This is a genomic window from Minwuia sp. IMCC3009 (genome assembly GCF_029909415.1).
Taxonomy (GTDB): Bacteria; Pseudomonadota; Alphaproteobacteria; order Minwuiales; family Minwuiaceae; genus Minwuia.
In genome coordinates, this window is the sequence record NZ_CP123781.1 from 59,660 (window position 1) to 77,441 (window position 17,782).

A 17,782-nucleotide genomic window follows, 5' to 3' on the forward strand; every position below is an offset into this window, starting at 1 on the left:
GAGCAAATGAATGCCGATTCATGCGGCACTCAATCACAAGACGATCTATGACTATGACCGCAAGGTCACGCTTTCACCCCAGACGATCCGGCTCCGCCCCGCGGCCCATACGCGGACCAATATTCTGAGCTATTCGCTCCGCATCTCGCCGGAGAACCATTTCATCAACTGGCAGCAGGACCCGCTGGGCAACTACATGGCCCGCGTCGTGTTCCCCGATCCCGTGGACCATTTCCACGTCGAGGTCGATCTGGTTGCCGAGATGGCGGTGCTCAATCCGTTCGATTTCTTCGTGGAGGAATATGCTGAGGAGTTCCCGTTCAGCTATGAGCCGGACGAGGCGGTTTCTCTCGAACCCTATCTGGATCCGGAGCCGGTCGGCCCCCTGCTGCAGGCGCTGCTCGACGGCATTGACCGCACCCCGCGCCGCACGGTCGATTTCCTGTTCACGCTGAACCAGAACCTGGAAAAGATGATCGGCTATGTCGTCCGCATGGAACCGGGCGTGCAGACGCCCGAGGAAACCCTGGGCCTGGCCAAGGGATCCTGCCGTGACACGGCATGGCTGATGGTGCAGGTGCTGCGCAATGTCGGTCTGGCGGCCCGTTTCGCCTCCGGCTACCTGATCCAGCTGCAGCCGGACCAGAAGCCGCTTGAGGGGCCGACCGGGCCTGAGTCCGATTTCACCGATCTGCATGCCTGGGCCGAGGTATATCTGCCCGGCGCGGGCTGGATCGGTCTGGATGCCACATCCGGCCTGCTGGCGGGGGAGGGCCATATCCCGCTCGCCTGCGCGCCGCAGCCCACCAGCGCCGCACCGATTTCCGGACTTGTCGGGCCGGCGAAGGTCGATTTCTCGCACGAGATGCGGGTGGACCGGATCTATGAATCGCGCCGTGTCACAAGGCCGTTCTCCGAAGATGCCTGGGACAAGGTCGATGCGCTGGGGCAGGAGATCGAGCAGCAGCTTCAGGAAGGCGACGTCCGTCTGACGATGGGGGGCGAGCCGACGTTCGTCTCCATCGACGACATGGATGGCGCCGAATGGAACATCGATGCGCTGGGACCGACCAAGCGGAAACTGGCCTTCGACCTGATCAAGCGCATTCGCAAGCGCTTCGCGCCGGACGGGTTGCTCACCTTCGGGCAGGGCAAGCAGTATCCGGGGGAGCCGCTGCCGCGCTGGGCCTTTGGCCTGTTCTGGCGCAACGACGGGCTGCCGCTCTGGAACCGTGCGGACCTGATCGCCAGCGAGGACAAGGATTACGCGCCGACCACCGCCGATGCCGAGACCTTCACGCACCTGCTGTGCGACCGGCTTCAGGTCGACCGGCAGTATGTCATCCCGGCCTATGAGGATCCGCTGGCGCACCTGAAGGCCGAGCAGCAGCTGCCTGTGAACCTCAGCCCGGACGATCCGGCATTTGCCAAGGATCAGGACCGCAAGCGGCTGGCCGACGTACTGCGTCGCGGCCTCGACAAGCCGAAGGGCTATGTCCTGCCGGTGATGCGCGGGCATGACGCGGCGGGTGAGCACTGGATCACCGGCCCGTGGGAGTTCAAGGCGGGGTACATGTTCCTGCTGCCCGGGGACTCGCCGGTGGGCTTCCGCCTGCCGCTTTCGGCCCTGCCGTATCTGCCGCCCGAGAAATACCCCAGCACGACACCGGTCGATCCCTATTCGATCGAGGGACCGCTGCCCGATCCGGCCGAACTGTCCGCACGCTTCGGCGCTGCGGCGGGACCTGTGGTTTCAGTATCCGGTACGGGTGCCGCCAGTGGCACCGGGACGGGGGCAACCGCCAAGCCCGCGAAGGCCGCGAAGGCCGCGCCGCGCGGCGCTGTCAGCGATCTCGTGCGCACGGCGCTGGTGGTCGAACCGCGCGCGGGCAGGCTGAACCTGTTCCTGCCGCCGACTGTATGTGCGGAGGACTATCTGGAACTGATCGCCGCGGCGGAAGATGCCGCCGCGACAATGAACATGCCGATCCACATCGAAGGCTACGAGCCTCCGCCGGATCCGCGCCTGAGTGTCATCCGGGTCACGCCGGATCCGGGGGTGATCGAGGTGAACGTGCACCCCGCAACCGACTGGGCCATGCTGCGTGACATCACCAGGGGGCTCTACGACGATGCGCGCCAGACCCGTCTGGGCACCGAGAAGTTCATGGTCGATGGCCGGCATGTGGGCACCGGCGGCGGCAACCACATCGTTGTCGGTGGCGCGACCCCTGCGGACAGCCCGTTCCTGCGGCGGCCGGACCTGCTGGGTTCGCTGATCCGCTACTGGCAGAATCATCCGAGCCTGAGCTACCTGTTCTCCGGCATGTTCATCGGCCCGACCAGTCAGGCGCCACGGGTGGACGAGGCCCGCGACGACACGCTCTATGAGCTGGAGATCGCGCTGTCGCAACTGCCGAAGCAGGGCGAGGACGTGCGGCCCTGGACCGTTGACCGGATGTTGCGCAACCTGCTGGTCGACCTGACAGGCAATACGCACCGCTCCGAGATCTGCATCGACAAGCTCTATTCCCCCAGCGGCCCGACCGGCCGCCTTGGCCTGGTGGAGTTCCGCGCCTTCGAGATGCCGCCCCATGCGGAAATGTCGCTGGCGCAGCAGCTTCTGCTGCGCGGTCTGATCGCGCGGTTCTGGAAGCAGCCCTATACCCGCCCGCTTGTCCGTCATGGTGATGCGCTGCGTGATCGCCACATGCTGCCCTACTACGCCTGGCAGGACTTCGAGCAGGTGATCGCCGAGATGCAGGAGGCCGGACTGGCCTTTGATCCGGACTGGTACCGTGCGCAGTTCGAGTTCCGCTTCCCGCGCATGGGCGAGGCGACGGTTCACGGCATGGAAATCGAGATCCGCAACGCCCTGGAACCCTGGCATGTGCTGGGGGAGGAGTCCGGCAGCAGCGGTACCGCGCGCTATGTCGATTCGTCGCTCGAACGTGTGCAGGTGCAGATCTCCGGCCTTTCCGATCCGGAACGCTATCTGGTTGCCTGCAACGGACGGCATGTGCCGCTGGCGGCAACGTCCCATGCAGGGACCTGGGTTGCGGGTGTCCGCTACAAGGCCTGGGCACCCTACAGCGCGCTGCATCCGATGATCGACATTCACAGCCCGCTGGTCTTCGACGTGATCGATACCTGGTCGGGGCGGTCGATCGGCGGTTGCCGCTATCACGTGGTGCATCCCGGCGGGCGGAACTACGAGGTGTCGCCGGTGAACGGGGAAGAGGCCGAGGGCAGGCGCCTGTCGCGGTTCGAACCCCGTGGACATTCGCCGGGTCCGGTCGGTGTGCCGGTCAGGGAACGGAACCCGCGATTCCCGCATACGCTGGATCTGCGCGCCCCTGTCATGCCTGCGTGAGGGGCGCACGGCCATGAGTGACAGTTCCAGCGCCATGCACGACTGGCTGTCAGGACCGCTCGGGCTTGGCTACAGCCCGGCGGAGGGCGTGTTCGACGAACTGGTCTCACCCGACGGTGATGTCCGGTCGGGCTGGGGCGAGATCTCCGACTTCCTGGCCGGACTGAGCACTGATGAATGGGTCCGCCGCTGGCAGCAGGGCCAGCAGGCGCTGCGCGAACAGGGCGTCACCTACAATGTGTACTCGGACACCGACAGGGATGCCCCTGCCTGGCGTCTGGACCCTGTGCCCATGGTGGTCACGGCGCAGGAATGGACCACGCTTGCGACCGCGCTGACGCAACGGGCCAATCTGCTGGACCTGGTGCTGCGTGACCTTCTGGGCAATCAGCAATTGCTGCGGGACAATCATCTGCCGGCCTCCCTGATCACGGGGCATCCGGGCCATTTCATGTCCTGCATTGATCCGGCAATGGCCGCGCGCCCCTGCCTGCACCTCTATGGCGCCGATCTGGCCCGGGCACCTGACGGCCACTGGCGGGTGATGATGGACCGGACGGAAGCCCCGTCCGGCTTCGGCTACGCGCTGGCGAACCGGCAGATTCTGGAGCGGGTCTTCCCGGAATTGCTGCGCTCCGTCGGTGTCCGTCATGTCAGAGCCTTCTATCGTGACATGCGGGCCGGGCTGCATGCGATTGCGCCCGGCGGCAAGGCGGAACCGCGCATCGTGCTGCTGACACCCGGATTCCGCAACGAAGCCTATTTCGAACATGCCTTCATGGCGCGCCACCTGGGCTGCACCCTGGCGGAGGCGGATGATCTGACGGTCCGTGGCGGCCATGTCTATCTGAAGACCCTGGACGGGCTGCAGTCCGTCGATGTCATCCTGCGCCGCACCGACACGGCCTGGTGTGATCCGCTGGAGCTGCGCGGCGATTCCACGCTCGGGTTCGCCGGATTGGTCTCCGCCGCGCGGCAGGGCAATGTCACCGTGGTCAACTCGCTGGGATCGGGCGTGGTCGAATCGCCGGGACTGATGCCTTTCCTGCCGGGCCTCTGCCAGCGCCTGCTGGGGGAGGAGCTGAAGATGCCCTCCGTGGCGACCTGGTGGTGTGGTCAGCCCATTGAGCGCGAGCAGGTGCTGGCACAGCTTGACCGGCTGGTGGTCAAGCCCGCTTTTCCCGCCGACAGGGGGGAACCGGTCTTCGGACAGACCATCACGCCCGCCGGACGGCAGACCATCGCGGAACGGATCCGCAGCCGGCCGGATCGCCACATCGGGCAGGAGTACGTGGGACTTTCCACGGCACCAACCTGGTCCAGCCATGGTCTTGAGCCCCGTTCGGCCATGCTGCGCGTCATGCTTTGCCGCAACCGCCGTGGAGGCTGGTCGGTCATGCCGGGGGGCATGGTCCGGGTCGCGCCGGACAGGCGCGGTCGCGTCGTCTCCATGCAGCAGGGTGGCGGATCCAAGGATGTCTGGGTTCTGGGCGGCAACAGCGTCCCGGCCACGGCCGAAGGGGACGGCGGCACGCACCGGGAAGTCACCGAGATCCGTCGCTCCGATGGCAACCTGCCGTCGCGCACGGCGGACAGTGTGTTCTGGCTGGGCCGCTACCAGCAGCGGGCAGAGGCCCAGGCACTGCGGTTGCGTGGCGCGCTGACCTGTATCGACGAAAGGCTGCTGCCGCAGGCCACCGAGGCCGAGAAGGCGGTGCTGCAGGGGTTGCTGGCGGGGCATCTGGCCCCTGATGCCGGTCCTGCGGATGCCCGCAAGCTGCTGACCATGGCCGGTGAGCGGGCCTTCAGCCCCGACGTGCCGACCGGTCTGCACAACAGCATCGAACAGCTCTACCGCAATGCCGGAAACCTGCGGGACCGGCTGTCCCAGGACAGCTGGCTGGCGGTGGACCGGGTGCGTCAGGCCCTGCAGGCCGCGGAGCGGGCACCGGGACGACAGAACCTGCTGCTGCCCCGTCTCGACGACATCATCTATGCGTTGCGGGCGCTCGGCGGTGCGCTGAACGACACCATGAGCCGGGGCTATGGCTGGCGGTTCCATGATCTGGGACGATGGCTGGAGCGTGCGCAGCAGAGCGTGGATCTGATTGCCGCGACCTTGCTGCGCCAGGATGGTGACAATGCGCTGGTGCTTAATGCCCTGCTGGACATCAGTGACTGCGCCGTCACCTACCGCGCCCGCTACCTGTCGGAGCCGGAATTGCTGCCGGTGCTCGACCTGCTGGTCGCCGACCTGGAGAGTCCCCGGTCGCTGGCGCACCAGCTGGAGAAGATGCGCGACCACGTGGAGGCCCTGTCACGGCTGCGCGGCCCCCTGCTGGGCGAGGATCAGCGTCTGGCGATCGCTGCGTTCTCCGCCGTTCGTACTGCGGATATCAACCAGTTGGGGACCTGGCATCCGGACGGCAGCTGGCCGCTGCTGGAACAGCTGGTCGAATATCTGCAGTCACAGCTCTACGCGTTGGGCAATGCCATCTCCCAGCGCTACTTCAGTCATGTTGCCGGTCGTGGCGCGCAGATTGCCATTGGTGGTTTCGATACGGATCCCGATGAGGATACGGATGACGATTCACCCGATACGGATGAAGATGAGCCATGACAGAGGAATTGCTCTACCGGATCCGGCATCGGACGGCCTACAGATACGGCAGCCAGGTTCTGGTCTCGCAGAACCTGCTGCACCTGACGCCGCGCGATACGCTGAACCAGCGATGCCTGGAAAGCAGCATACTGATCCTGCCGAGCCCGGCGGTGGCGCCTTCATCGCGTACCGACATCTTCGGCAACATCGTGCAGAACTTCGACATCGACACCCCGCACAAGCGGTTCGAGGTGACATCGACAAGCCGTGTCGCGGTCCTGCCACCGTCCGTGCCCGACCCTGACGGGACGCCCGCATGGGATGCCGTGCCGGAGAGCATGCCGACCGGTCTCGACGCGGAACATCATCTGCTGCATGCCTATTCAGCGCGTGTCGAGCCGCAGTGGCTGGCCGCCGCGATCCGGGACTATGCCGCCCCGTCCTTTCCCGCTGGCCGCCCGGTGCTGGCGGCGGGACTGGATCTGACGCAGCGCATGTTCCGCGACTTTGCCTATGCGCCGGGCACGACGACCATCTCGACGCCGCTGTCGACAGTGCTCAGGACCCGCCGGGGTGTCTGCCAGGACTTCGCGCGGCTGCTGATCGCGGCCTTCCGCTGCATGGGTCTGCCTGCGGGCTATGTCTCCGGTTACCTGGTGACGGAACCGCCGAAGGGGCAGGCGCGTCTGGTCGGCGCCGACCAGTCCCACGCCTGGGTCCGTCTGCATGTGCCTGGCTGGGGCTGGGTCGATCTCGACCCGACCAACGGGGTGCCTGCCGGGCAGGGACACATAACGGTGGCCTGGGGACGCGACTTCCGGGACGTGGTGCCGGTCAAGGGCGTGATCACCGGCGGTGGCGAGCACGACCTGAAGGTCGAGGTCGATGTGATCCCGGAGGCGGAGATCGCCGGGGCCGCGCATGCCGCATCCGGCGAGGCCAGTTCCAACCGGCCCGACCGGGTCGCCTGAAAGGCGCGGCCCCTTCGCGTCAGATCACGCCGACGGCAGGCCCGCGAAGACCGCGCCGATGGCTTCCATCGCGGACGGAAACGGCCGTGCACCGCTCATGTCGGTGATCTTGCCCCAGTTTGCCTTCAGGTCTTCGGGGGTGACAGCGGCGGACGGACCGAAGTGGTGTCCCTGTCCCTCCACCATTTCCACCTTGCTGTAATAGCCTGCGCCACATTCGATGATGTGGCCGGTTTCCTCGTTCTCCTCCGCCACGAACCAGCCGATGACGGGGGTGATCAGTTCGGGTTTCAGTGCCTCGAACACCTGATCGGGCACGATCCCCTTGGTCATGCGGGTGCCCGCGATCGGGGCGACCGTATGGACGGTGATGTTGCTCTTGCGGCCTTCCTGCTTCAGGGCATTCATCAGCCCGACCATGCCCAGCTTCGCCGCGCCATAGTTGGCCTGGCCAAAGTTGCCGAACAGACCGGCGGCGGAGGTGGTCATCACCACACGCCCGTAGCCGCGTTCCTGCATCACCGGCCAGGCGGCATGGGTGCACCAGACCGCGCCCATCAGATGCACGTCGATGACGGCCTGGAAGTCGGGGGCATCGACCTTGGCGAAGGACTTGTCGCGCAGGATACCGGCATTGTTGATCAGGATGTCGACCTGTCCCCAGGTATCCAGTGCCGTCTGGACGATGGACTTGCCCGTTTCCGGCGTGCCGACCGCGTCGTAGTTGGCAACCGCCTCGCCGCCCGCCGCCTTGATCTCCGCAACCACGTCGTCGGCAGCCTTGCCGGAACCGCCGGTGCCGTCGACGCTGCCGCCGAGGTCGTTGACCACGACCTTCGCGCCCCGACTGGCCAGGAAGAGGGCGTGGCTGCGGCCCAGGCCCGCGCCCGCGCCGGTGACAATGGCAACACGGCCGTCATAGCGGATATCAGTCATTCCTCGTGTCCTCCCCAGGAATTCATGGATCGTTGATCCGTTCGAGTGCTGCACCGGCCCTCTCCCCCACCCGGCCACCCACGGGATTATCCTTATGGGTGGCCGGGTGGGGGAGAGGGCCGGTGCGCGCCCGTCAGATGACGGGCCTTGATGAAACTGCCGTCAGCCGACCCGTGGATCGTCGGCGTTGCTGTGATCGGTCGGCATCGGTGTCGCTGTCATGACCGTGACACCGTCCGGTGTGTTGAAACGGTGCCAGAGACCCTGCGGCACGACAATGAACGATCCGGCAGTCAGCTCATGCGTTTCGGGACCATCGTCGGTCAGGATGGTGATCTCCGTCATGCCGTCGATGACCTGGACCAGTTCGTCGCCATTGCCATGCCGTTCCCAGGCCGTGTAGCCCTGATAGCTGCCGGCAAAGATCTGGCCGTTGTTGATGGCACCCAGTCGGGCGAAGGCGGACTCTGCCTTGTCGTCATTCTCCGCCGTGCGACCCTTGAAGAAGGGGCGGCCTGCCAGGGCCTGGCTGATGTTCACCGGTGTTGCCATCACTTCGCGTCCTCATCCTTGCGCAGCTGGAACCGCTGCACCTTGCCGGTCTGAGTCTTGGGCAGTTCGGCGACGAATTCAACCGCGCGCGGATACTTGTAGGGGGCAATCTCCGCCTTCACATGGTCCTGCAGCGCCCGGGCCAGTTCCGGCCCGGCGGCTGCCGTATCCCGGGCCACGACGAAGGCCTTCACGATCTGGCCCCTGTCCGGGTCAGGCGCCCCGATGACGGCGCATTCCGCGACGGCCGGATGGGTCAGCAGGATCGCCTCCACCTCCGGCCCGGAGATGTTGTAGCCGGCGGTGATGATCATGTCGTCGGTGCGCGCGGCATAGTGAAACCAGCCTTCCTGATCGACCATGTAGCTGTCGCCCGTGCGGTTCCAGCCGTCGCGCGCATAGGCGGCCTGCCGTTCCGGATTGTCGAGGTAGCGCACACCGGTCGGTCCCCTGACCGCCAGATGACCGACGGTGCCGGGCGGGCATTCATTGCCGTCGTCATCGACGACCCTGGCCTCATAGCCCGGGATCGGTCGTCCGGTCACCCCGGCACGCATGTTCTCTGCCTTCTCGGCGATGAAGATGTGCAGCATCTCCGTCGATCCCAGCCCGTCGATGGTGCGGATGCCCGTCGCATCGTGCCAGCCCTGCCAGACCGGGGCAGGCAGGGTTTCCCCTGCGCTGACGCAGGTGTGCAGGCTCGACAGGTCGAAACCTTCCACCAGCCCTGTCATGGCGCGATAGGCCGTCGGTGCGGTGAACAGGGTGGTGACGCGATGGTCCTGAATGGCCTGCAGCGTGCTTTCCGGGGTGAACTGTTCACTGAACAGGGTCGCTGCGCCCGCCGACATGGGAAAGGTCACCAGCGCCCCCAGCCCGAAGGTGAAGGCGATGGGCGGGCTGCCGGTGAAGATGTCGTCCGGGCCGGGTTTCAGCACCAGATCGGCAAAGGTGGCATTGATCGCCAGCACGTCGCGGTGGAAATGCATGCACCCCTTGGGCTGGCCGGTGGTGCCGGAGGTGAAGGCGATCAGGCAGACATCATCCGCCGCCGTATCGACCGCCTGAAACGCATCCGGTCTGGTGGCCGCCGCCTGTTCCAGTTCATCCGGTGCCGACATGTCACCGGCATAGTGGCGGACATGTTTCAGATGATGGCTCTCCGCCTGCGCCCGCGCCATCTCGTCGGCCAGCCGCCGGTCGCACAGCGCCACCGTGATCTCCGCCCGGTCGATCATGTAGGCCAGTTCCCGCCAGCGCAGCAGCGGCATGGTGGCGACCGCAATGGCCCCGGCCTTGATCACCGCGAACCAGCAGGCGACGAACATGGGGGTGTTGCCGCCACGGATCAGCACCCGGTTGCCGGGCCGGACGCCCAGGTCGTCGACCAGCACATGCGCCAGCCGGTCGGCCTGCCGTTTCAGGTCCGCATAGGTCCAGACGTGATCGCGATACAGGCAGGCGGGTCTGTCGCCGAACCGGGCCGCGCCGCCATCCAGCAGCACCGCGCCGCAGTTCACCCGGTCAGGGATCGCGGCAAGCCCGGGCAGGCTGTCGAACGACATCTCGGGCCACTGGTCCTTCGGGGGCAGCATCCGTGCGGCGAAATCATCCTCATGCGCGCTGGGTCCCCCCGGCGCAGCGGCTGAGGGGGAGCGCGCATCAGGCATCGGCAGCCTCCAGCATCGTGGCCAGCCCCTCCGGCATCGGCATGTCGACTGAAACCTGTCGCGATGGTGGACCAGCGGTGCCGCTGGCATCGAAGGGGCGGACGAAATAGTCGTAGCGCAGGCCGCCCAGCACCGTGCGGTCGCTGTACTTGTTCGACTTCACGGCCTCGACGACCTCCGCCACCTCGCCATCGGTCGCGCGATAGACGTCATAGCCGATCACGCCTGGCACCTTCGGCCAGGCAAGCTGGATCTGGCCGTCCGAGATGGTTGCCGTCAGGTCGCCGTGCCCGTCGGGCCAGACCGGCAGCGGCCGGGACGGATCGTCTGCCGGGGCCTGCCGCGCACCCTTGGGCCAGAGGAAGCAATGCACCTCCTTGAAATTCTCGTCCAGTTGCTTGCAGACGTTGCAATAGATGCAGTGGACGATGGCGTCCTGGCGGGACTGGCGCACCTTAAGCGGCCAGTCCGGATCGGCCAGCAGTTGCCGTGCCATGCCGATGATGTCGGCCTTGCCGTCCTGCAGCAGCCGTTCCGCGTCACCGGGGTCGGAGATCTTGCCGACGGAGATCACCGGCACATCGTGGCCCTTGGCATTGATGAACTGCTTGATGGTGGCGGCCAGATGGGCGTGGGGCAGCGCCGGATACCAGTTGCCCGGCATGCAGCGGTCGCCGGAATAGCCTGTGTAGGGATACAGGGGATGCCCCTCCCGTGGTTGCGCATCCTCGAACTTGCCGCCGACCGACAGCGAGATGTAGTCGACTCCGGCCTGCGCCATGCGCAGGGCGATCAGTCGCGCCTCGTCCACCGTGTAGCCGTCCTTGATCGCCTCCTCCGCCAGGAAGCGGATGCCGACGGGGAAGTCGTGGCCGACCAGGCGGCGCACCTCCGCCATCACCCGTCCGAACATGTGCAGCCGCCCCTCCAGCGTCTTGCCGGAGAAGGCGTCCTTGCGGCTGTTGCGGCGGCTGAGAAAGGACGAGAGCGTGTAGGCATGGGCGGAATGCAGTTCGACGCCGTCATATCCCGCCTCCCGCGCCCGTGCTGCCGCTGCACCGAAGTCGGCGATGATCGCCTCGATCTGCTCCGCCGACAGGTCCTCGATCTTCTGGCGCCAGCCGGAGCGGGCAACCTTCATGAAATGGATGATCTGGGGCACGACCTTCGAATCGGATGCGCCGTGCACCGCCTCCGCCAGCCGCCGGTGGCCGGGAATGAAGCTGTCGTCGGAAATCCGCAGCAGCGGCCCGGACTTGGAGCCATGGATGGCCATGGCCTCCACCACGATCAGCCCGACCTCCCCCTCCGCGTAGCGGCGGTAGCGGTCGATGATGTCGTCATTGACGTACCCATCCTCCCCCGACAGGCGGGTGACCATGGCGGGGACCGCGATGCGGTTGGGCAGCACCATGGCGTTGATGTCCAGCGGTTCGAGAAGCTTCATGTCTTCGGTCTCCTGCCTCCGGTCCATGGGCGGATCGCTGGTTGGCAACCCGTCAGGATGGTCGTTCGAGATGATCCTTCAGGTGGCCAAGCGCCTTGTGCAGCGCCTGCGCCTCGGTGTCGCTCAGTCCTTTGAACATCTCCGCGACCCAGGACGCATGTGCAGGCGTCATCTGCCCGAACACCCGCTGTCCCTCCGCCGTCATGCGCACCACCTGGGCGCGACCGTCCTCGGGGTGCGGCGCCCGTTCCACCAGCCCTTCGTCTGCCAGCCGTGTGACCAGGCCCGTGATGTTTCCGGCGGACACCATCAGCCGTGCCGACAGGCCGCTCATGGTCAGCCCCTCGGGCGCGCGGTCCAGTTGCGCCAGGACGTCGAAGCGGGGCAGGGTGGTCGAGAATTCCTCCCGCAGCCGTCCCCGGATGTCCTGTTCGATCCGCGTGGTGCAGGCCAGCATCCGCAGCCACAGGCGTATTGCCAGCCGATCATCGGCCACAGGTGCAGCCTCAGGCGCTGTCTCGGGCGCTGCCGCGTCCCGTGTCTCCGATGCGAGGCCCGCTTCAGCCATCACGCTGTCTCGCCGCCATCGATGGCGATGGTCTGACCGTTGATCCCGCCTGCCGCAGGCAGGGCAAGCTGCACGGCCATGGTGGCAATCTCGTCAGGCTGCACCAGCCGCTTCTGCGGGTTCATGGCGGCCAGATCGGCGCGCGCCTGTTCCTCTGTCCGCCCTGTCTTCTCCATGATGTTGCGCACGCTTTCCACCGTCATCGGGGTCTCGACGAAGCCCGGGCAGATGGCGTTCACGGTCACTCCCTTGCGCGCCAGTTCGATGGCCAGCGCCCGGGTCAGACCGACCACCGCATGCTTGGCCGCGCAATAGGAGGCGACGTAGGCATAGCCCTTCAGCCCGGACGTGGAGGCGATGTTGATTATGCGCCCGCTCCCCGCCGCCAGCATGTCGCCGATAACCGCCTTGCTGCAGAGGAAGGTGGAGCGGACGTTGGCGTCCATCATGGCGCTGAAGTGCGCCTCATCCATCTTCGCGAACGGCGCGGCACCGGATGCGCCGGCATTGTTCACCAGCACGGTGATCGGCCCCTGCGCCGCGACCGCCGCCGCGAAGGCGCTGGCGATCTGGTCCGCGTCGGTCAGGTCGGCCACGCCCTCGAACAGTTTTGCCTGTGCATGTCCGGCACGCAGTTCAGCCGCGGCGCCGGCCAGCCGCTCCGCGTTGCGGCCGACGATGGTGACCGCTGCGCCCGCTTCCAGAAAGGCCCCGGCGATGGCGAGCCCGATTCCCTGTGCCGCGCCGGTAACCAGGACGTGCTGGCCGCTCAGGCTTGCTGTATCCACCATCGATCCCCGCCCTCCGTAATAATACTTTAAGCTTAAAGTAAATCATGCGCCGTTCCCGCTCAAGGAAGTTCCGACGGTCAGGGAATCTGCTCTATAAGATGCCGCGATCCGGATGGAGAGGGAGCGATTGGCAATGCGGGGATATTTCGGGATCGGGGTCTGGCAGTTCTCCAAGTTCATGAACGCCGGGAACCTGTTCCGCACGGCGCACGCGTTCGGTGCCAGCTTCGTCTACACCATCGATGCGGAGTTCAGTGCGAAGAGCGCGCCGTCGGATACCTCGCGCTCTGCCAACAACGTGCCCTGGTATGAATACGACAGTTTCGATGCCTTCGACCTGCCGCGCGGCTGTGCGCTTGTGGGGGTGGAACTGACGGACGATGCCATCGACCTGCCGAGGTTTCATCACCCGCTCGCCGCCGCCTACCTGATGGGGCCGGAGAAGGGTTCCCTTACCCCGGAGGTCATTGACCGCTGCGACCATGTCGTGCGGATTCCCACCGGGTTCTGCCTCAACGTCGCGACGGCGGGGGCGATCCTGATGTATGACCGCTGCCTGGTGCATGGCGGCTTCGGTGAGCGTGCGACGACATCGGTCAGCATGCCGCCGCCGCCGAAGGCCCATGCCCATGGTGGCCGGTTTTCGCGCAAGGGGCTGAAGGGCACACCGCGCAGGAACGAAAAGGACGGAGAGAGCGGAACATGAGCGATGATCTGCTGAAGATGGTGCAGGGGCGCATGACGCCGCTGTCGGAGACCATGGGCATGGTGTTCACGAAGGTGGAACCGGACCTGATCGAGGCGGAGATGCTGGTGCGGCCGGACCTCTGCACCACGCCTGCAATCCTGCATGGCGGCGCGATGATGGCGCTGGCCGACAATGTGGGCGCGGTGGGGACAGTGGTGAACCTGCCGCCCGGCACCACGACCACGACGATCGAGAGCAAGACCAACTTCCTGGCGGCGGTGCCGGAGGGGCAGAAGGCGATTGCCACCGCGATTCCGCTGCACCGGGGCAAGACCACGATGGTCTGGCAGACCACCATCCGGCGCGAAGACGGCCGCACCGCAGCCATTGTCACCCAGACCCAACTGGTGCTGCAGGCGAAGTAGCGGGAGTCTGTTTGTGGACCGTTCCTCCCCTCTCCCCCTCCCGACCACCCATCAAGGATAATCCCGTGGGTGGTCGGGAGGGGGAGAGGGGAGGAACGGTCAGCAGACAATCCCGGAGAGGGATGGACCGGTCAGCGCTCGAGACCTCCTGCGCTCAGCCTTCCGTTGACGCCTGTTCCCGTGCTACCGCGCGCCAGCCGATGTCGCGGCGGCAGAAGCCTTCCGGCCATTCGATGCGGTCCACGGCGTCATAGGCGCGTTCCTGGGCCTGCTGCACGGTCTTGCCCAGGGCCGTGACACCAAGCACGCGACCGCCATTGGCGCGGAAGTTCATGCCGTCGTCGCGGGTGCCGGCATGGAAGATGGTGACGCCGTCCACCAGCCCGGCATCGAACAGGCCGCCGATGGTGCTGCCCTTCTCCACGTCGCCCGGATAGCCCTCCGTCGCCATGACCACGGTCAGCGCGGCATCGTCGTGCCAGCGCAGGTCGAAGCGGTCGAGCACCCCGTCCATGGTGGCGATCAGCGCGGCCATGAGGTCGGAGCGCAGGCGCACCATCAGGGCCTGGCACTCAGGGTCCCCGAAGCGGATGTTGTATTCGATCAGCTTCGGCCCTTCCGCCGTGATCATCAGCCCGGCGAAGAGGACACCACGGAACGGGCAGCCGTCCGCTGCCATGCCTGCGATGGTCGGACGGATGATCTCCGCCATCGTCCGCTCCACCATTTCCGGCGTCATCACCGGCGCGGGGGAATAGGCGCCCATGCCGCCGGTATTGGGACCGGTGTCGCCTTCGCCGACGGCCTTGTGATCCTGTGCGGTGGCCAGCGGCAGCGCATTCACCCCGTCGGTCAGGACGAAGAAACTGGCTTCCTCACCCTCCAGGAACTCCTCGACCACGACTTCCGCGCCAGCGGCGCCGAAGCGTCCGCCGAAAGCGTCGTCGATGGCGGCATTGGCTTCATCGACGGTCATGGCCACCGTGACGCCCTTGCCTGCGGCCAGACCGTCGGCCTTCACGACAATGGGCGCGCCATGCTCCGCGACGTAGGCTCTGGCCGATGCCGCATCGCGAAAGCGACCGTAGGCGCCCGTCGGAATGTTGTGGCGCGCGCAGAGATCCTTGGTGAACCCCTTCGACCCCTCCAGCTGGGCCGCATTGGCGCGGGGGCCGAACGCCCTGATCCCCGCCGCCTCCAGCGCATCCACCAGACCGTCCACCAGCGGGGCCTCGGGTCCCACCACCACCAGCTCGATCATCCGGTCCTGGCAGAACGCGATCACCGCATCATGGTCGGCGATGTCCATGTCGACGCATTCGGCTTCCTGCGCGATGCCGCCATTGCCGGGGGCGCAGTAGAGATTGCGCAGCAGGGGGGAAGACGCGAGCTTCCAGCAGAGCGCATGTTCCCGTCCGCCCGACCCGATTACCAGAACATCCATTTCCAGAGACTCCGCCTGTGGCACCTGTCAGGTTACGACCCTGCTCATACGTGCCTGCCCGGCATGTGGCAACCTGTGGCGGCGTCTCGTTGACGACAGGCGGTGCAGTTGCGAATGTAGCGGCCTCAAATGCTGGACCGGAAACCATGATTCTCCTGCGCATCATCGGCTATCTGCTGCTGTTCCTGGCGATTGCCGCGCTGGGGGCGGAGATCCTGATGTCGGTGCAGGCCGGGGAGTGGGTTTCGCTGGCCGTTGGCGATGTCTGGGCCCAGATCGACCGCGAGAGCATCGGCCTGGTGCAGGTGGGGCTGGAGCGCTATGTCCATCCCTACCTGTTCGATCCGGTCCTGCTGACCATCCTGCTCTGGCCCTCATGGCTGGTGGCCGGTGTTCCGGCACTCCTGATCCTGCTGCTCGCCCGCCGCCGTCGCCAGCGCCGGATGTTCACCTGACCGACGCGGGGGAGAGCGACCGGCAGCGCCGCATCATCGCGCTGCTGCGGGCAAGCCCCTGGCACATGGGCGTGGTCGCTGCGGCGCGCGACCTCCGTCTGCGCGACTGGGCGATCGGCGCAGGCTTCGTGCGCAATCTGGTCTGGGATCACCTGCATGGCCGGGCCGAGACAACACCGCTGAACGATGTCGATGTCCTCTACTTCGATGCGGCCGATACCGGCAGTGCCGCCGAGACGCGGGCGGAGCACGCTCTCGGGACCATGCTGCCGGGCTGTCCCTGGTCGGTACGGAACCAGGCCCGGATGCATCTCCGCAACGGCGACCGTCCCTACCGGGATACACGTGATGCCATGGCGCACTGGCTGGAGACCGCGACGGCCATCGCGGTGCGGCAGGAGCCGGATGGTCACCTGCGCCTGCTGGCACCGTTCGGCACGGCGGACCTGTTTGCATTGCGGATCGTGCCAACCGCCGCAGGCCGTCGCCGCTCAGGCGCCCTGGCGGCGCGGCTGCAGGCCAAGGACTGGCCTGGGAACTGGCCGCGACTTGTCACGGACATCAGGCGTGATGCGGGGTCCAGCCCTCGAAGATGATGTTCTCGGCGTGGCTGGCCGCAACCTGCCGCTCCCTTGGGCTGCGCACCGTCCATGTCAGCAGGGGCAGGTCCCCGGTCAGGCGCTTCGCCACCGGCAGGCTGTGCACGTCCCAGGCAAGGAAGTCCGGGCGGGCCAGATCCAGGAAAGCGGGCCGGAACCGGGGCTCCACGGTCTTGCGCCCGAAGCTCCGGCGCTGATAGGCGATCAGGCCACGGGGAATGTCGGGGCAGTTGTCGGCGAACCAGGCGACCAGCGCGGGGTCGAAGCTCTGCACCGCGGCCGGCCCGCGATGGTCCTGCAACAGCCGGGCGACTGCCGGTGCCAGCCCTGTCCCGCCCTTCACATCCATCTTCAGTTCCACCAGCAGCGGCAGGTTCGGGAAGGCGGCCAGCACTTCCGCCAGCGTGGGAATGGTCTGACGTCCCCCCTTCAGCCGCAGGCGGGTCAGATCCTCTGCCTTGCGGTCGGCAAGCCGGCCCCGCAGTCCGGTGAGCCGCAGCAGGCGGCGGTCATGGAACACCATGACCTGACCGTCGGCGGAAAGCTGCACATCGATCTCGGCGCCGAACCCGGCCCACTGCGCTGCCGCCAGCGCGGCCAGGCTGTTCTCCGGACACAGATCGCCCGGGCTGTGAAGGCCGCGATGGGCCAGCGGGCGGGTGACAAGCCAGTCAGGTCGGTTCATTCGATCTCCACAACGGCATCAATCTCGACGGCGACGCCCATGGGAAGGACGTTGCTGCCGACGGCAAAACGGGCGTGGCGTCCCGCGTCGCCGAAGATCTCCACCAGCAGGTCCGACGCGCCATTGGCCACGACAGGCTGCTTATCAAAGTCAGGTGTCGAATTGATGAAAACACCGATCTTCACGATCCGCTTCACCCGGTCGAGATCGCCGCCGCAGGCCGCACGTACCTGGGCGATGATGTTCAGGGCGCAGGTGCGGGCTGCTGCCTGTCCGGTCTCGATGTCGGTGTCATGGCCCAGGCGGCCGATGTACTTCAGTTCGCCGTTCCAGAACGGGACCTGCCCGGCCACGAAGACCAGATTGCCGCTGACCGCGTAGGGCACATAGTTCGCCGCTGGCGATGCCGCCTGCGGCAGCTCGATCCCCAGTTCCTTCAGCCGTGCGTCGATCTTGCCTGCCATGGTCGTCCCTCCTGTTGAGATTTCTGCTGACCTTATCGCTGATCGCCCTGTATCGGGCAATGCGGGTCGTGACGTGGGGTTGATCTGGTGCTACCTGAATGACAGGCAAGTT

16 protein-coding genes are annotated in these 17,782 nt (G+C 66.4%); 7 read left to right on the forward strand and 9 right to left on the reverse strand.

Translation table 11 applies throughout. From position 1 onward, the window contains the following. Positions 1–10 precede the first annotated feature (10 nt). Genes QGV55_RS00295 through QGV55_RS00305 form a run of 3 tightly spaced genes read left to right on the forward strand, consistent with a single transcriptional unit; the run spans position 11 to position 6,946 of the window. Positions 11–3,373: a transglutaminase family protein gene (locus QGV55_RS00295; protein ID WP_281018883.1), complete on the forward strand. Its 3,363-nt coding sequence runs from the start codon at positions 11–13 to the stop codon at positions 3,371–3,373. Between the two features lie 13 nt (positions 3,374–3,386). Then, complete coding sequence (locus QGV55_RS00300) at positions 3,387–5,993, forward strand: circularly permuted type 2 ATP-grasp protein (RefSeq protein WP_281018882.1); 2,607 nt, start codon at positions 3,387–3,389, stop codon at positions 5,991–5,993. Then, positions 5,990–6,946, forward strand: a complete 957-nt coding sequence (locus QGV55_RS00305) for a transglutaminase family protein (protein ID WP_281018881.1) — start codon at positions 5,990–5,992, stop codon at positions 6,944–6,946. Before QGV55_RS00300 ends, QGV55_RS00305 begins: the two co-directional genes overlap by 4 nt. Before the next feature lie 24 nt (positions 6,947–6,970). Here the strand turns inward: QGV55_RS00305 and QGV55_RS00310 are convergent, their stop codons facing one another. The 6 genes from QGV55_RS00310 to QGV55_RS00335 all read right to left on the reverse strand — a co-directional run bounded on the left by QGV55_RS00310 (position 6,971) and on the right by QGV55_RS00335 (position 12,910). Beyond that, entirely contained in the window at positions 6,971–7,882 is a 912-nt protein-coding gene (locus tag QGV55_RS00310; protein WP_281018880.1) for an SDR family oxidoreductase, read from the reverse strand. A gap of 162 nt (positions 7,883–8,044) precedes the next feature. Then, entirely contained in the window at positions 8,045–8,434 is a 390-nt protein-coding gene (locus QGV55_RS00315; protein WP_281018879.1) for a cupin domain-containing protein, read from the reverse strand. Then, complete coding sequence (locus QGV55_RS00320; RefSeq protein WP_281018878.1) at positions 8,434–10,104, reverse strand: benzoate-CoA ligase family protein; 1,671 nt, start codon at positions 10,102–10,104, stop codon at positions 8,434–8,436. The genes QGV55_RS00315 and QGV55_RS00320 overlap by 1 nt, the downstream gene beginning before the upstream one ends. Then, complete coding sequence (locus QGV55_RS00325) at positions 10,097–11,551, reverse strand: NADH:flavin oxidoreductase (protein ID WP_281018877.1); 1,455 nt, start codon at positions 11,549–11,551, stop codon at positions 10,097–10,099. Before QGV55_RS00325 ends, QGV55_RS00320 begins: the two co-directional genes overlap by 8 nt. Positions 11,552–11,603: 52 nt before the next feature. Continuing rightward, positions 11,604–12,119, reverse strand: a complete 516-nt coding sequence (locus tag QGV55_RS00330; RefSeq protein ID WP_281018876.1) for a MarR family transcriptional regulator — start codon at positions 12,117–12,119, stop codon at positions 11,604–11,606. After that, positions 12,119–12,910: an SDR family NAD(P)-dependent oxidoreductase gene (locus QGV55_RS00335; RefSeq protein WP_281018875.1), complete on the reverse strand. Its 792-nt coding sequence runs from the start codon at positions 12,908–12,910 to the stop codon at positions 12,119–12,121. The genes QGV55_RS00330 and QGV55_RS00335 overlap by 1 nt, the downstream gene beginning before the upstream one ends. Before the next feature lie 133 nt (positions 12,911–13,043). Here QGV55_RS00335 and QGV55_RS00340 point away from each other — a divergent pair, with 133 nt between their 5' ends. After that, positions 13,044–13,616, forward strand: a complete 573-nt coding sequence (locus QGV55_RS00340; RefSeq protein WP_281018874.1) for an RNA methyltransferase — start codon at positions 13,044–13,046, stop codon at positions 13,614–13,616. Beyond that, entirely contained in the window at positions 13,613–14,023 is a 411-nt protein-coding gene (locus QGV55_RS00345; RefSeq protein ID WP_281018873.1) for a PaaI family thioesterase, read from the forward strand. Before QGV55_RS00340 ends, QGV55_RS00345 begins: the two co-directional genes overlap by 4 nt. A 154-nt stretch (positions 14,024–14,177) precedes the next feature. Here the strand turns inward: QGV55_RS00345 and purD are convergent, their stop codons facing one another. After that, positions 14,178–15,467, reverse strand: coding sequence for a phosphoribosylamine--glycine ligase (gene purD / locus QGV55_RS00350; RefSeq protein WP_281018872.1), 1,290 nt, complete (start codon positions 15,465–15,467; stop codon positions 14,178–14,180). Between the two features lie 146 nt (positions 15,468–15,613). Between purD and QGV55_RS00355 the strand changes: the two genes are divergently transcribed. After that, a complete protein-coding gene (locus tag QGV55_RS00355; RefSeq protein WP_281018871.1) occupies positions 15,614–15,922 on the forward strand; it encodes a hypothetical protein in 309 nt (102 codons plus the stop codon). Positions 15,923–15,987: 65 nt separating this feature from the next. Next, positions 15,988–16,518: a nucleotidyltransferase family protein gene (locus QGV55_RS00360; protein WP_281018870.1), complete on the forward strand. Its 531-nt coding sequence runs from the start codon at positions 15,988–15,990 to the stop codon at positions 16,516–16,518. Here QGV55_RS00360 and QGV55_RS00365 read toward each other — a convergent pair. Together QGV55_RS00365 and QGV55_RS00370 are read right to left on the reverse strand one after the other, a co-directional pair. Continuing rightward, the gene (locus QGV55_RS00365; protein WP_281018869.1) at positions 16,484–17,206 is read right to left on the reverse strand and encodes a glycerophosphodiester phosphodiesterase family protein; all 723 of its coding nucleotides are present in this window, start codon (positions 17,204–17,206) and stop codon (positions 16,484–16,486) included. The two genes, QGV55_RS00360 and QGV55_RS00365, sit on opposite strands and share 35 nt — an antisense overlap. Beyond that, positions 17,203–17,670 carry a RidA family protein gene (locus tag QGV55_RS00370; protein WP_281018868.1) on the reverse strand — a complete coding sequence of 156 codons (468 nt, stop codon included), beginning with the start codon at positions 17,668–17,670 and terminating at the stop codon, positions 17,203–17,205. The genes QGV55_RS00365 and QGV55_RS00370 overlap by 4 nt, the downstream gene beginning before the upstream one ends. Positions 17,671–17,782: the final 112 nt, after the last annotated feature.